Raw genomic sequence first — 14,861 nt, 5'->3', positions numbered from 1 at the left:
GTTCCTGCTCCGGACTGCCCGCAGGCGGGGGCAACCCGGCGTACGACACGTCTAGCTTTCCTTGCGGGGCTCCGGCGTCCCGTTTTCCTTTTTATCAGCAGGCTGGGCGGCGGTCTCCCCGCTTTCTTCCGCGGCGGGCTGGACTTCCGCCGGGGCAGGGACGGCAGCCGGAACTTCAGGCTCTTCAGGATGCTCAGGCTCCGCCGCAGGCAACAGGATGCGCACCAGGGCCCCGCCTTCGGGCCCGTTGGCCAGCTGGATCTCGCCGCCATGGCTGTTGATGATGGAACTGACGATGGGCAGGCCCAGGCCCGTGCCGCCGTCCTTGGTGGTGAAGAAGGGATCCAGCACGCTGTCCAGCAGGGCCGGATCGAAGCCCGGCCCCGAGTCCAGGGCTTCCAGCACCACGCGTCCGTCATCGCTCATGCGGCTGCTGATGCGGATGATGCCCGGCCCGTCCATGGCCTGCTGGCCATTGACCAGGATGTTGTAGATGGCCCGGTAGAGCAGGTCTTTGTCACCGCGCACCCACAGCCCGGGCGAGGTGGCCCGTTCCACGGCCACCCCCACGCGGCCCAGCTCCCCTTCCAGGAAGGCCAGCACCTGGCTCAGCACAAGATCCAGATCCACCAGATCCTGCCGCGGCTGGCGGGGGCGGGCATAGTCCAGAAAATCGTTGACCGTCTGCGACAGACGGACGGATTCGTCATAGATGGCCTGCAGGATGCGCGATGTCCCGGCATCGGCCTTGCCCATGCGGCGCTGCAGCAGCTCCGCGCTGGAGCGGATGATGCCCAGCGGATTGCGTATCTCGTGGGCGATGCTGGCGATGACGCGCCCCATGCTGACCAGTTTCTCGTTGCTGTGCAGCTCGTTCTCCAGCTGGCGGTTCTTGGCCATACGGTCGGCCAGGACACGTTCCGCCCGCTGGATGAGCATCAGGAGCAAGGCGAACATGATGACCGACGACAGCAGGCAGGTCACCACCACGACGCCCTGGAAAAGCAGGATCTGCTCGTAGTCGCTGGTGATGTCCTGCGTCAGCTCCAGGGCCCCCATGATGGGCGGCTCCGCCCCCGGCTGGAGGGGCTCCCCGCGCAGGGGATAGAGGGTCCGCAGGACAAAGGTCCCCGACGGCAGGGGCAGATGGAAGATGGCCCGCCAGTCCGGGATATTGGAGATGAGCTCCGGCTTGGGCACGCCGCCGCGCAAGGTATCGTCCAGGCTTTCCGGCCCCACGCCCATGCGCCCCAGTTCTTCCCGGCTGGTGGAATAGGCCACCACGCGCGTGAAGTCATAGATGCGCAGGCGTTCCATGGGCAGCCCGTGGACCACGGACTGCACCACCTGATCCAGCCGCTCGTACTGGCTGGGCTGGCGCAGCGCGATGCGGCCGTGGGCCAGCAGGGTGGGCAGGGCGAAACGCCGGTAGATCTGGTGGTTGAGGTTCTCGGCCAGCAGGCGGGAGAAGTTCTCCTGACGTGTCAGCAGAGCCTCACGCGCCGAATTGGCGATGAAGAACGACAGCACCAGACTGGTGGCCATGATGACCAGCAGCGAGAGCCAGGACAGCGTGCGGGCATAGCTCAGCGGCAGATCCTGCTCTGCCGTCGCTCCCGCTGCGGCGGTACCACCTTTGAACATGCGATGCTCCAGTCTGCCGTCCGCGGCCCGAGACAGGACAGGCCGGAGACGCGGCAGGGAAAAACGGGCTCCCTAGAAACTTTCGGGCTCCTGGGCCACAGCCAGATACTCGGCAAGGTCGGCAGCCTCCCGGGGATAACCGGACGCTCCCAGACGGGTATTGGCCAGCCGCTTGCCCAGCTCCACAGCGGGCTGGTCCAGCGGGTTGATGCCCATGAGCCAGCCGGTGAAGACCGTGGCAGCTTCCAGCAGCAGCATCATGCTGCCCGCCGCACGGGGCGTGCATTCGCCCATCTCCATGTGCATCAGCGGCACACCGCTCTTGCACAGGGCCATGCGCGTGCCCAGGCCTTCGGCTTCCAGCAGGGCCCCGAAAGGCTTGCCGCGCAGCCAGCTCCAGTTCTCCGGCAGATCCTGGCCGAAATGCCGTCCCTGCTCCAGCCCCCGGGCGGTCACGAAGATGCAGCCCTTGTCACGCTGCCCGTCCAGGAACATCTGGTTGACGGAATGCTGGTCCGTGACTCCGGTGGCGGGCACAGGCATGATGCCCTTGCCGTCCTTGCCCAGGCTCTCGGCCCAGAGCTGGGCGAACCAGGGGCCATAAGTGGACCATTGCGGCACATAGCAGAAGAAGACCAGCTGGCTGTAGCCGTGGCTCTCCAGGGCGTTGGCCCAGCAGGCCAGGTGGAAGGCGGGATGCCCGGCAAGGCAGGAGGGATCCTGGGCCAGCGGACGGGCCACAGAAGCCGCACCGTCCAGCAGGGCCTGCCAGTCGATGCCCAGAAAGGCGGCGGGCAGCAGCCCCACGGCCGAGAGGGCCGAATAGCGGCCGCCCAGATTGTCCGGTACTTCCAGCGAATCCAGACCGTAGCGGGAGGCCTCCTCCCGCAAAAAGCCCTTGTGCAGGTCCGTGACCACGATCATGTGCTCATGCCAGCGCTCGCCCAGAGCCTGGCGCAGCCAGTCCCGGCAGAGGAAATACTGGGAAAGGGTCTCGATGGTGCCGCCGGACTTGCTGATGCAGACCACGGTGGTCTCGCGGGGCGGCAACTTGGCCAGCCAGCTCTCGAAAGTGGCGGCGCAGACATTGTCCGCGATCCAGAGGCAGGGGCCGTCATGGCAGGGGCCATCCTGCCCGGGCGCAAAGGCGCGCTGCAGGGCGCGGGCGCCCAGCGCCGAGCCGCCGATGCCCAGCACCAGCATGTGGCGCCGCGCACGGACCCGGGGCAGCAGGGGCGGCAGTTCCCGCTCCAGACGCTCCCGGTACGGCATGGTCAGGAAGGGCAGCAAGCCCTGTGCGCATTCCGTCTCCAGACGGTGCGCCAGCTCCGGCGCACGTGCAGCGAAAGCAGCGGCGGTTTCCCGCTCCAGGCGGCCTGTATAGGCGCGGGACCATTCAAGCGTATGCATCATGGTGTCCTCCCCATAGACGGGACGGCTTCCGCAAGGGAAGCCAAAAGGCCGGAGCGGCACCGCGACGGCGCCGCTCCGTAAGATCAAAACAGTTTCAAGGGTTTGGGGGCAAAAAAGCGCCGGCGCACGTCCTTATAGGTCTGCGGCCGCACACCGAAACGGTAACGCCACAGCACGCAGTCCTCACGGGCGGCACACTGACGCACGTCGGCACGGCTGCCCGCACACATCATGCACTGCCCGCGGATGACGCGCAGGGCGCGGCGCGGCGCATCGGGGCCATGCCATTCCGGGCGGCTGTCCGCCTCGACGGCGGCCATACGCCACCCCCACAAGGGGCAGTCCTCATCCGCGCACTGGCGCACGGAACGGGAGGAATTGCCCTGACATTCAAGACAAAATTTCCGGATGGCGGCAACAGGGCCAGGATTGGCCATGGATCCCCCCGCCTAGGCCGATTCCCGGCCGCAGCACTTTTTGTACTTTTTGCCGCTGCCGCAGGGACAGGGATCGTTACGGCCCACCTTGGGCTCGGGACGGCGGTAGGCCTTGGGACGACGGGCCACGCCGTCCACATAGTACAGCTTGCCGTCCTTGCGCTGGAAAAAGCTGCGTTCGCCGATCTGGCGCACGGAACCTTCCAGCTCGTAGTAGGCATAAAATTCGGCCGTGTCGAAAAGCTCGCCGTTCTCGCCTTCGGGCTGGTCCTTTTCACAGGGGCCCATGTCCAGACGCAGCCAGTGGACGTCACGGGTCTGCTCTTCCAGCATCTGGGCGGTCAGATCTTCGCGATAGGCGGGATGGGTGGTCTCCACCAGATAATCGAATTTGCCGAGGCAATAGGCGCTGAAGCGCGAACGCACCATGGTGTCGGCATCATCGGGCCAGGCCTTGCCTTCCAGATAGGGACCACAACATTCGTCCAGAGGGCGGCCACTGCCGCAGGGACACAGTTCAGACATCTTGCAGTTACATCCTTGTTATGACAGCTGCCATGACAGGAGCCACGGCGCTTTGCAAGTGTAGCCCATGGCCGCCCCGGCGGCAAGCAGGACAGGCGGGGAACGGCGCCACGGGAGGGTTTACGGGACATGGCGGAGCTACCGGCCGACGATCAGCACTCCCGGGAGGCTGCCCATCGGACAGACACGCCCCGTCCCCCCGATGATGGAACATGCGGACAAGGCCGAAGCCCCGTCCGCTCCCAAACGTCACACACCCGGACCACGCAGGAGATGGAAAGGGCCTCCCTGCCGGGAAGCCCCTCATGCGATCTTTAGAAAAAGCGATCAGTTGCGCGGTGCCGACAAGCGCACGTAGCAACTTTCCGGGACCTCGTCTTCAGGCAGCTCCCCGGCAGCCAGCCGCAATTCCATGCAGGTGGCGGCCTTTTTCTCCAGCCTGGCCCGGCCCAGCGGTTGCCCGTCGGCATCCACCACCTCGCACAGGGCGCCTTCGGCGGGGCCTTCCTTTTTGGAGCCCGGGCACCAGAGCAGCAGGCTGCCGTCCTTCTGGGGCGCCGTGCGGAAAACTTCGCTGAACCCGGCGAACCAGAGCAGCCTGACGATGCGCCGCCCGGACAGGAAGGAGAGCAGGCCCGGCACGATGCCGATACAGGCCAGGATGCCGGACAGCCAGAAGGGATTGAAGCCCAGCAGGGACACGGTCAGGGAATAGGCTCCCTGGCGCTGACTGGCGGCGTCGCTCCAGACGGTGATCTCGTACCGCTGTGTGGCGCTGGCCGGTGTGCCGCGCACCCGGACGCTCAGGGCGTAGGTCCCGGGAGTGGCCCCCTGCTCCGCCACGATCTCGCCGCGCCACATGCCGTTGCCGAACCAGTAGCTGGCAAAGAAACCGTCCAGACGGAAGCTCAGCGGCGCGCCTTCCGGGGTCACGGAGACCAGCAGGTCGCTGTCGCGCGGCTTGTCGATACCGATGGGGCCGGAAAGCATGGTCCCCTGCCCGGCAACGATATCCAGATGGTAGGACCCGGCACGCATGAGGGCCTGCAGACCGTCCACAAGAACGAGGACAGCCAGCCCCAGCACAAGAGCAGCCAGCAGACCTGTGCGGCGCTGGCGTTCTTTGAGGGCTGGCAGTGCCTGCCAGAAGGAATTGGAGGAATCGCTCATACGGGCAGTCTAGAGGAAGAGCGGCCTTCCGGCAAGCCCGCCGCCTCCGCTTCGGGCCCCGGCCCAAAGCGGCGGGGACGGAGGGCAGCGGGCTTTTCCGGAGGCGAATGTCAGCGAACGATCCCCAGGTGATGCTGGGGCTGTTCCAGGACCCGCCAGTAGACCAGGCTGGCGCCCTGCCGGGGCAGTTCGATATAGGTGGCGCCTTCGTCGGCGTAGACCTGGCGGATCTTGCGGATCAGGGCGAACGCCCCCATCCAGACAGGAATGGAGATGCCAAAGAACCAGAGGCAGAACGTGCTCATGGAGGACATGGGCGAACGGGAGGCCATGTACATGCCCAGGAAGACAGCGCCGATCATCATCACATTGGCAACAATGCGGACGATGCTGGAATACAGGGAACGCTTGTAGCTGCTGGTCATGACGGGCTCCTTGGCGGGAAGAAGGTCTGTTATCAAAAGACTGCCGGGAAAGGCTTTTCACGGCAGTCTCGTCTAGCAGGAGGGGTGGGGGGCGGAGGGCCGCCCCCCTGGTTGTGGATGCTGCTGTTGTTTACTTCTTGAAGATGTTGGTGCGGGTGATGTTCATGAACCGCAGGGCCTGATGCTTGGCATTTTCCTTGTAGTACATGCGGACTTCGTCACCAGCTTCCCAGGTGGACGGGGGCAGGTCGATCTTGTCAGCAGGGATGGTGAAGGTCACCAGGGCCTGCAGGCGAGCCGAGTATTCGGTCACGGACATCTTGTCCTTGTCGATGATGGGGAAGGTCTTGCCGTGCACCTTGGGATGGGTGCGCTTGATGCCCTTCTCGACATCGGTGAAGGTCACGTTCAGGACTTCCAGAGCCTTGGTCTCGGGGTTGAAGATGGTGACGGTGGACTTTTCCAGGTCGAACATCACGCGGCCGCCGGGAACGGGCAGGGGACCGATTTCAGCCGGATCGGCAGGCAGGGTGTACTCATGGATGCCGCCGGAGTAGTGGGGGTTGAGCTGGTCATGGTTGACGTCCAGCACCACCAGAAGGGTTTTGGTTTCGGGATTGAAGGCCACACAGCGGCCCTGTTCCACCTGGCCAAATTCGCACGCGGTCAGACCGAGGCTGAGAGCCAGTACCAGAGTCAGGATTACGTTACGCATTCTCATGTGCTGCCTCCTTACGCCTGGCGCTTCTTGGCGGCCAGTTCTGCCTTGGCGCCCTGAACCATACGGACGGTGATGTAGAGGGAGATGGCGCTCACGAAGCCCAGGACCACCACGGTGGCCACGCCGTTGATGAAGCCGGCATAGGCGGGGAAGTAGGGCTGGATGAGCTTCAGGACCACGGAAGCGAGGCAGCCGAGCACGGCGCAGCCGAAGGCGATACGGATGCCGTAACCCTTGATGTACTTGGTGGCCACAGCGCCGACCTGGGCACCGATGGCAGCACCGACCAGCATGATGAGGGCGGCCACGAGTTCAGTACGACCCTTGAAGGTGAAGGAAGCGGCACCGTACAGGCCGGAGATGGCCACTTCGAAGAGGTCCGTACCCACGGCCACGTGGGTGGGGCAACCGACCAGGTACACGAGGGCGGGCATGCGGATCAGACCGCCGCCGATGCCGAGGATACCGGCCAGCCAGCCAGTGAACAGGGAGACCACGATGGGCAGCCAGGCGGAGCAGTAGATACCGGCGCCATGGAAGTGCACCATGGGGGGGATGCGGATGGCGTGCAGCTTGGAGGCCCAGTCGATACCGGTAGCGGTAGCGGAGAGCTCTTCACCGCGGGCGGCGGCTTCGCGTTCCTTCTTCTTGCGCAGGGCCACGTCATGGAAGACCATCCAGGCCATGCAGATCAGCAGCACGACGTACAGCCAGCGCACGACCTTGTCGACGGAACCCAGGCGTTCCAGCCACATCAGCATCTGGGCGCCCAGTTCCACACCCACGATGGTACCGGCCAGCATGGTCAGGCCGAGCTTGTAGTCAACGTTACCGAACTTGCCGTGCCGCAAGGTCGAGATCAGGGATTTGCCGGCCATGTGGGCAACGTCCGTGCCCACGGCGAAGGCCATGGGGAAGCCGAGGATGTTCAGACCGGGGGTAACCATCCAGGCACCGCCCATACCAAAGAAACCACCGATGATGCCGACGCCGAGACCCAGAATGATCAGACCGGGCCAGAAAATCGTCACGCCGGAGATGGGCATCAAAACATACAACCAATCCATGTTTTCCTCCCTTCCGGCCTAGTGTTCAGCCAGCTCGCGGTGCTTGAGGTCGATACCGATGTGCGACATCACAACGTCGGCCAGGAAGCCGAAGATGCAGCCGACCGTCGGGATAATGATGATGGTCAGGATGGTGAAGTACAGATGGCTGTCATTGTACATCTGCGCCCACCACAGCATGATACCGTCCAGGCGGCGGGTATCGGCCACGATGACCACGTTTGCCGCTGCCTTCTTGGCTGCCAGGGCCAGGGAAGGCATCATGACCAGCAGCATGATGAAGCTGCCCGCAATAGCTGTCCAGAGCTTGCGCATCATTTTCATGTTCTCCTCCGGGTCTTGGGGTTGTTACATCCAGATCCTGCGTCCCACGGCAGGACCATTCGTCCCAAACTTCACATGCCCTGTTTAAGCAACACCCGTGCCAATTTCGCTAAAAAACCCGGAAATCCTTGATTACCAACACCGCCAAGCGTTTTTCCGCTTGCGCAAACTGCGCATTGCGGATAGATTTTCAGGAAAGTTGCACGTTTTTTGCGTTATCGGGAGGATGTATGCGCATCTGGACCAGACCCGTCCTGGGAAATTCGCTGGAAACCACCCGGTTCTTCGTCAACCGCAGCATGACAAGCCGGGTGCTTTTGCTCGGTTTGCCGCTTTTGACGCTGGTTTTATTACTTGTTTTCCTCGCAACGGGACGCAGTATCGAAGCCCTCGTCAATCGCGCAATAGCCCGCAATGCCCAGCTGCAGGCGCAGGCCATGAGCCTTTCGCTTGAGCAAATTCTCACAGAGACCCGAAACCAGCTCCTCATCCTGGCCGCGGGCTCCATGGATCCCAAAGACATGGTGCGGCGCCTCCAGTTCCGCGTGCGGGCCGAAGGCCTGCGCTATCGCGAGGTGGCCTTCATGGGCACGGATCCCTCCCAGCGCTATCTGCTGCTCAGCTACGGCGGCGAGATCATCTCCATCCCTCCCGACATCGCCTCCGCCACCGTGGGCAACCCCTTCACCAGCCTGAGCGCGGCCCAGCGGCCCGAACATGTGCAGGTCAGCCAGCCGCTGGAAGTGGTCTACTCCATGGTCCCGCTCAACGATTCCGTGCAAAGCATCCCCCTGTACGTCATCCGCTTCTCCACGCCCATCTATGATGCCCAGGGCGTTTTCCAGGGCATGCTCATCCTTTCCCTGGACCTGACCGTCCTGCGTGACGCCATCAGCATGTTCTCCTCGTCCTCCGCGCCCCTGCGCACCGCCGACGACGAGACCCGCATCCGCAGCATCTTCTTCGACAATCAGGGCTGGATGCTCTTCCAGTCCGAGAACCTGGAGGCGGACGAGGCCAGCGGGCGCCTCAACAGCGACTCGCTGCGCGCGGGCTTCCAAGGCGAGTTCGGCCGCGCGGGCTTCAGCACAGCCTTCCGTCCCGGCCCCAACCACGTCAATTACTGGTCCATGGTCTCCAGCGTCCAGGGCGGCCATTCCGGCCAGATATTCCTGGACAACAGCGATGCCTGGGGCCACGAGAACAGCGCCGTGGAAGGCGTCAGCTTCGCGCCCGTCACCTTTGCCGCCAACCCCGACAGCCCGCGCACCATCATGGGCGGCCTGGCCGTGCTGGACACCAGCTTCACCGCCACCCGCACCGGCATCCAGATCATCGGCATCTACGGCATCTGCCTGCTGGCCGGCATCTGCCTGCTGGGCCTGGGCCTGGCCTGGCTGGCACGCGGCACCACCAAGCGCCTGCGCCGTCTCTCCAATGAAGTGAACCTGCGCATCGACAGCCACAGCTCCAACCCGCTGGTGCTGCCGCCCATGCCCCGCGAGCTGGAGCAGCTCAAGGACGCCATCAACGCCCTGCTCCACCGCCTGCGCCGCAGCGAGGAGGAACAGCTCAACCAGCAGCTCATGCAGGACGCCCGCTGGGCACGCGAACCTGCCGAGAACATGCCGGAGCTGGACGACATCCCCGACAACGGCCTCGTGGGCACCTCCGCCGCCATGCAGGACCTGCGCGCCAACATCCTCAAGGCCGCGCCCACCATGGCCGACGTCCTCGTCATCGGCGAGACGGGCACCGGCAAGGAGCTGGTCTCGGCGGCCATCCACCAGGCCAGCCCCCGAGCCAACGGCCCCTTCATCACCATCAACTGCGGGGCCCTGGACGAGAACCTGCTCATGGACACCCTGTTCGGCCACGTCAAGGGCGCGTTCACCGAGGCGCGCCAGCCCCGCAAGGGCGCCTTCCTCACGGCCGAGGGCGGCACCCTGATGCTGGACGAGATCGGCAACGCGGCCCCCAAGGTCCAGCAGGCCCTGCTGCGGGCGCTTTCCACCCGCATGATCCGACCGCTGGGCAGCGACGAGGACGTCCCCTTCGATACCCGCATCATCGCGGCCACCAACGCGGAACTGCTGCAGGACGCCCAGGAAGGCTCCTTCCGAGAGGACCTCTATTACCGTCTGGCCGTCATCACCATCCGCACGCCTCCCCTGCGCCGCCGCAAGTCCGACCTGCCTCTGCTGGCCGTTTTCTTCCTGACCCGGGCCGCGGAATCCCAGGGCCTGCCCACGCCGCGCCTCAGCCGCGGCGCCCTGCGCAAGCTCCAGGAATACCACTGGCCGGGCAACGTGCGCGAACTGCAGAACTGCCTGACCCGGGCCCTGGCTTTTTGCGAAAATGGCCTCATTTTTGCAGAAAACATCCAGTTGGGACCGGATACCCTTCCCGGGGACATTGCGCGACCGGAACGCGGCAAGCTCTCCTGCCCGCCCGCACGGGCCGACAGCAGGCAGCCCCACAACGAGGCTTCGGAAACGGCGGAACATCCTGTCGTCCCGCCCGCTCCGGCCGAAAGCGAGGAGCAGGACACGGCGCCCGTTGCGGAAGATGCCCAGCCGCGCCTCAATGCCCGCCTTGCCCGGCTGCTGCCCCAGATCGTGGAGCTCGGCAGCATCAGCCGGCAGGAATACCAGGACATGGCAGGCAAGGACATCTCCATGCGTACCGCCCAGTATGACTTGCAGATCCTGGTCCGTCTGGGCCTTGTCCGCAGGGAAGGACGCGGCCCGGCCCAACGCTATATAGTGTTGCCGGCAGCACGCGGGTTCCGCGCCTGAGGCGGCCCTTCCGGGACATGACGGCATGGCGGTACGCCCGCCTGCCGGATGCCGGACGGTCTGCCCGGACGGTCCCGGCCTTCCAGGAACAGGCCGGGCGTGCCTGCGCGTCTGCCTTCCATGCCCTGCCGGGGGAAGCAAAAGGAAGTTCCATGACCACGACCATCAAGATCCTCAAACGCATGTTTGGCCTGGAGCCGCGCATCAGCCGCGAGCAGGCCATGGCCGCTTTCGGCCGCCGCTACGCCTCCTTCAACGAGCTGCTCCAGTCCAATGCGGACCTGGCCGCCATCCTGGCCAAACTGGACGCGGCCCAGCGGGGCGACAAGCATCTGGAGACCCATCAGGTCCGACGCATCGCCCGCAAGGCGGTCTTCCACTGCGAACGCATGGCGGCCTGCCTCAACGACATGTCGCGCAACCGTTACAAGGATCTGGAAAAAAGCGTGGCCGCCATCGGGCAGCATATCGAGAACGAGCTGGAGAAGCACACCCGCGGCGACGTCAACGCGCTCATCCTGCCCCTGACGGAAGTGGACGCCAGCATGGGCTACAGCGTGGGCGGCAAGAACGCCAACCTGGGCGAACTGAGCAACATGCTGGACATGCCCGTGCCTCCCGGCTTTGCCGTGACCATCCAGGCCAGCAGCCTGGCCCTGCTGCGCCCCAGCGGCCTGTTCAAAAAGATCCACAGCACCCTGTGCAAGGTGGACGCCGACGTGCCCCACAGCCTGCAGGACGCCGCACGTACCGTGCAGAACCTGATCCTGGAGGCCCCCCTGCCCGAAGAAGTGGAAAAAGCCCTGTTCGAGGGCTGGGACGAGGCCTTCGGCAAGGACAGCCAGGTACAGGCCGCCCTGCGCTCCAGTGCCGTGGACGAGGACGGGGTGCAGTCCTTTGCCGGCCAGTACCTGAGCATCCTCGGCGTCACGCGCGAGAGCCTGCCCTCGGCCTTCAAGCGCGTGCTGGCCAGCCTGTTCTCGCCCCGTGCCCTGGCCTATCGCGCCCGCAACGGCTACCCGCTGGACGCCACCAGCATGGGCATGTGCTGTCTCAAGATGGTACAGGCCAAGGCGGCGGGCGTGGCGTTCTCCCGGCATCCCGTGGACCTGCGTTCCAACTGCGTCATGATCCAGGGCACCTGGGGCCTGGGCGAGATGGTGGTGGACGGCACGGCCACCCCGGACAACTGGCTGGTCTCGCGCGCCAACCTGCGCATCCAGCAGGAGACCATCGCCCACAAGGAAATCCGCCTCGTGCTGGCGCCCGGACGCCACGGCGTGGAGAGCAAGGAAGAGGACGTGCCCGAAAGCCTGCGCAACGTGCCCAGCCTGTCGCACGAACAGGCGCAGCAGCTGGCCTCCATGGCGCTGGAACTGGAACGTCACTACCAGTACCCGCAGGACGTGGAATGGGCCGTGGACGAAGACGACCAGATCATCCTGCTCCAGACCCGCCCCATGGGCCTGGATGCCTCGGTCAGCGAGGTGACGGCCCCGGCGCTCTCGCACCTGCGCCCGCTGCTCAGCGGCGGCGAAGTGGCGGCCAAGGGCGTGGGCTGCGGCCCGGTCATCCACGTGCAGCCCTCACAGGACCTCACCCATTTCCCCGAAGGCGCGGTCATGCTCCTCCAGCACACCTCGCCCGATGCCATGGTGGCCATGCAGCGGGCCTCGGCCATCATCGCCGAGACCGGCAGCCTTACCGGTCACATGGCGTCCGTCTGCCGTGAGTTCGGCATGCCCACGGTCATCAACCTGCCCGGTGCCACCAGTTTGCTGGAAGAGGGCGAGGTCGTGACCGTGGACGCCATCGGCGGGCGCGTGTTCAAGGGCGAGATCCCCGAACTGCTGGCCCTGCGCCTGCAGCCCCGCCGCCCCGCGGCGGATACCCCGGCCCTGATCCTGCTGCGCCGCATCGCCAGCTACATCATGCCCCTGCATCTGGTGGACCCGCACTCCGAGCTCTTCAGCCCGGCCAACTGCACCTCGCTGCACGACGTCATGCGCTACGCCCATGAAAAAAGCTACAGTGAGATGTTCCTCATCTCCGACAGCGTCACCGAAGGAAGCATGGGCGCGGCCAGCCAGCTGGTCTGTCCGGTGCCGCTGGACTTGTATGTCATCGACCTCGGCGGCGGCCTCAAGAATCCCGAGTCCCGCCGCGTCACGCCCGAGGACGTCATCAGCGAGCCTTTCGCGGAAGTGCTGTCCGGCATGCTCAATCCCGCCGTCCAGGCCCGTGGCCCCCGCCCCATCAACATGCGGGGCTTCCTGTCGGTCATGAGCCAGAACATGAGCGGCGGCAACCAGCAGGGCGGCCAGCGTTTCGGCGACCGCAGCTATGCCATCGTCTCGGACCGTTACGTGAACTTCTCCTCGCGCGTGGGCTATCACTACGCCATCCTGGACAGCTGGTGCGGCGAGACCCTGAGCAAGAACTACATCCGCTTCGAGTTCGCCGGCGGGGCGGCCGGCAGCGTGCAGCGCGAACGGCGCGTGCGCTGCATCGGGGTCATCCTGACGGAACTGGGCTTTACTGTAGAAATAGTGGGCGACCGTATCCGCGCCCGCTACCAGAAGTATCCCCGGCTGGATGTCCTCTCGCGCCTGGACCAGCTGGGCCGGCTGCTCATCATGACCCGCCAGATGGACATGCTCATGACCTCCGACGCGGCCGTGCACGGCTATGCCATGAAGTTCCTCAACGGCGAATATCACTGATCCTCCGCGGAGGACCGTTTGTTGTCATGGAAGCCCCTCCCTTGCGGAGGGGCTTTCCCGTTCCTCTCTCTTTCGGCGGAGTGACCACTTTTTTGTGTTGATCGGGTTGCGGACGCAACCAAATAGCCTTAGATTGTCTCGTCTCCCTCTCCCTTTTCAGCAAGGCGGTCTCCCATGCTCCCCACGCTGCCCGACAACGAAAAAAAACAGACGCTCTTCAGCCGCGATTTCATCCTGCTTTTCTGCATGGCCATGTGCAACAACAGCTATATGGCCGTCTTTTACTGCTTCGAACAATGGCTGGAAGGTTTGCAAGTCAGCCCCAACTGGCGCGGCATATTGCTTTCGGCCCTGTTCGCCATGGTCCTGCTCTGGCGGCCCCTGGCCAGCATCGTACTGCTCTCGCGCAGCAAGCTGCCCGCCCTGCTGGTCACCATCTGCCTTTCCAGCTGCATCATGCTGGCCTATCCCTTCATCCACGGGCCCGACAGCATCTGGCTGATCCTGGGCCTGCGCATCGCCCAGGGCATCTCGCTGGCGGTCTACTCCAGCTGCGTAGTGGCCGTGCTGGTCAGCTGCATCCCCAAGGGCCAAAGCGCCCGGGGCTTCGCCATCTTCTCCCTGACCACGCTGCTGCCCTATTCCATCATCCCGGCCGTGGGCGAGCAGATCCTGCCTCTACTGGGCGGTGAGCCCCGCCTGTTCGCCCTCATGGCCGTGCTGGCCATCCCCGCCCTGTGCATGCTCGTGCCCCTGGCCCCCAAGCTGCGCAGGCCCGAGATCTCCGCCGATACGGCCAGGAACCAGATGACGCCGCGGGCCATCCTCTATTCCATGACCCATTCCGGCCTGGGCTGCATCTATCTGGCCTGCCTTTCCTTCAGCATCATGACGGCCCTGGCCATCTACTTCATGAAGGGCCTGTGCGTGACCACCGGCGCCACCCCGGCCATGTTCTTCATGGGCTACACCACCACCATCATCCTGGTGCGCCTGTTCGGCGGGCATGTGCTGGATACCCTGCCCCGCTACCGCATCGTGCCCCTTTGTGCCGTGGCGCTGGCCATCAGCATGACCGGTCTGGCCTGGGGGCCCCTTTGGGCCTTCCTGCCCCTGACCATCCTGTACGGCATCGGCCTGGGCCTGCTCTATCCCCTGCTGGCGGCCACCATCTACGACCGCTCCACGGACGCCACGCGCTCCATCAATTCCAACGTGATGATGCTCACCTTCGATGCCAGCGGCATGCTGGGGCCCCTGCTGGGCGGCGCCGTGATCCATGCCGGTTTCGGCTACCGGGGCGTCTTCATGGCGGCGGCCTTCATGGTGCTGTGCAGTGGCGGTTTCATGGTCCTCGACCGCCTGCGCCTGGCCCTTTGGGATCGTCGGGAACAGCAGAAATAACGCAAGGGGTGGTAATTAATCCTAATTGCCATCCCTTTTCTTATCATATCTAACGTTTTAACTATATTTACATTTTTTAGATTTACAAAGACTCCCCCCCACAATTGGTTCTATTTATGGGCTTATTTTTACAAGGAGGTTCACAGCCCACCCGGGATCATGGAGGAATATCCAAACACATAACGTAGGGGGGAACATATGTTTGCAGGT

General features: G+C 64.5%; 12 protein-coding genes. 3 read left to right on the top strand and 9 right to left on the bottom strand.

The window, feature by feature from the left end:
• Window positions 1-51: 51 nt before the first annotated feature.
• The 9 genes from DESPIG_RS11890 to DESPIG_RS11850 form a co-directional block, all read right to left on the bottom strand.
• Complete coding sequence (locus DESPIG_RS11890; RefSeq protein ID WP_006009101.1) at window positions 52-1,644, bottom strand: sensor histidine kinase; 1,593 nt, start codon at window positions 1,642-1,644, stop codon at window positions 52-54.
• Between the two features lie 72 nt (window positions 1,645-1,716).
• Window positions 1,717-3,057 (bottom strand): hypothetical protein, encoded by a 1,341-nt coding sequence (locus DESPIG_RS11885; protein WP_006009099.1) that lies wholly within the window; start codon window positions 3,055-3,057, stop codon window positions 1,717-1,719.
• A gap of 83 nt (window positions 3,058-3,140) precedes the next feature.
• Entirely contained in the window at window positions 3,141-3,494 is a 354-nt protein-coding gene (locus DESPIG_RS11880) for a hypothetical protein (RefSeq protein WP_040370148.1), read from the bottom strand.
• A gap of 12 nt (window positions 3,495-3,506) precedes the next feature.
• Window positions 3,507-4,019: a YchJ family protein gene (locus DESPIG_RS11875; protein WP_040370146.1), complete on the bottom strand. Its 513-nt coding sequence runs from the start codon at window positions 4,017-4,019 to the stop codon at window positions 3,507-3,509.
• A gap of 327 nt (window positions 4,020-4,346) precedes the next feature.
• Window positions 4,347-5,189: a hypothetical protein gene (locus tag DESPIG_RS11870; RefSeq protein WP_006009094.1), complete on the bottom strand. Its 843-nt coding sequence runs from the start codon at window positions 5,187-5,189 to the stop codon at window positions 4,347-4,349.
• A gap of 110 nt (window positions 5,190-5,299) precedes the next feature.
• Window positions 5,300-5,614, bottom strand: coding sequence for a hypothetical protein (locus DESPIG_RS11865; RefSeq protein ID WP_040370144.1), 315 nt, complete (start codon window positions 5,612-5,614; stop codon window positions 5,300-5,302).
• Window positions 5,615-5,744: 130 nt separating this feature from the next.
• Window positions 5,745-6,335: a DUF4881 domain-containing protein gene (locus tag DESPIG_RS11860; protein WP_006009090.1), complete on the bottom strand. Its 591-nt coding sequence runs from the start codon at window positions 6,333-6,335 to the stop codon at window positions 5,745-5,747.
• A gap of 11 nt (window positions 6,336-6,346) precedes the next feature.
• Window positions 6,347-7,402 carry a sulfite exporter TauE/SafE family protein gene (locus DESPIG_RS11855; protein WP_006009089.1) on the bottom strand — a complete coding sequence of 352 codons (1,056 nt, stop codon included), beginning with the start codon at window positions 7,400-7,402 and terminating at the stop codon, window positions 6,347-6,349.
• 18 nt (window positions 7,403-7,420) lie between these two features.
• A complete protein-coding gene (locus DESPIG_RS11850) occupies window positions 7,421-7,726 on the bottom strand; it encodes a DVU0150 family protein (protein WP_006009087.1) in 306 nt (101 codons plus the stop codon).
• A gap of 230 nt (window positions 7,727-7,956) precedes the next feature.
• Between DESPIG_RS11850 and DESPIG_RS11845 the strand changes: the two genes are divergently transcribed.
• From DESPIG_RS11845 to DESPIG_RS11835, 3 genes are all read left to right on the top strand, one after another.
• Window positions 7,957-10,524 (top strand): sigma 54-interacting transcriptional regulator, encoded by a 2,568-nt coding sequence (locus DESPIG_RS11845; RefSeq protein WP_006009085.1) that lies wholly within the window; start codon window positions 7,957-7,959, stop codon window positions 10,522-10,524.
• 152 nt (window positions 10,525-10,676) lie between these two features.
• Complete coding sequence (locus DESPIG_RS11840; protein WP_147588968.1) at window positions 10,677-13,247, top strand: PEP/pyruvate-binding domain-containing protein; 2,571 nt, start codon at window positions 10,677-10,679, stop codon at window positions 13,245-13,247.
• Between the two features lie 174 nt (window positions 13,248-13,421).
• Entirely contained in the window at window positions 13,422-14,651 is a 1,230-nt protein-coding gene (locus DESPIG_RS11835; protein WP_006009081.1) for an MFS transporter, read from the top strand.
• Window positions 14,652-14,861 lie beyond the last annotated feature (210 nt).

Origin of the sequence: Desulfovibrio piger ATCC 29098 (assembly GCF_000156375.1) — a bacterium.
Taxonomy (GTDB): domain Bacteria; phylum Desulfobacterota; class Desulfovibrionia; order Desulfovibrionales; family Desulfovibrionaceae; genus Desulfovibrio; species Desulfovibrio piger.
The sequence above is the reverse complement of the archived record's forward strand: the minus strand, read 5'-3'. Positions and strand labels throughout refer to the sequence as shown.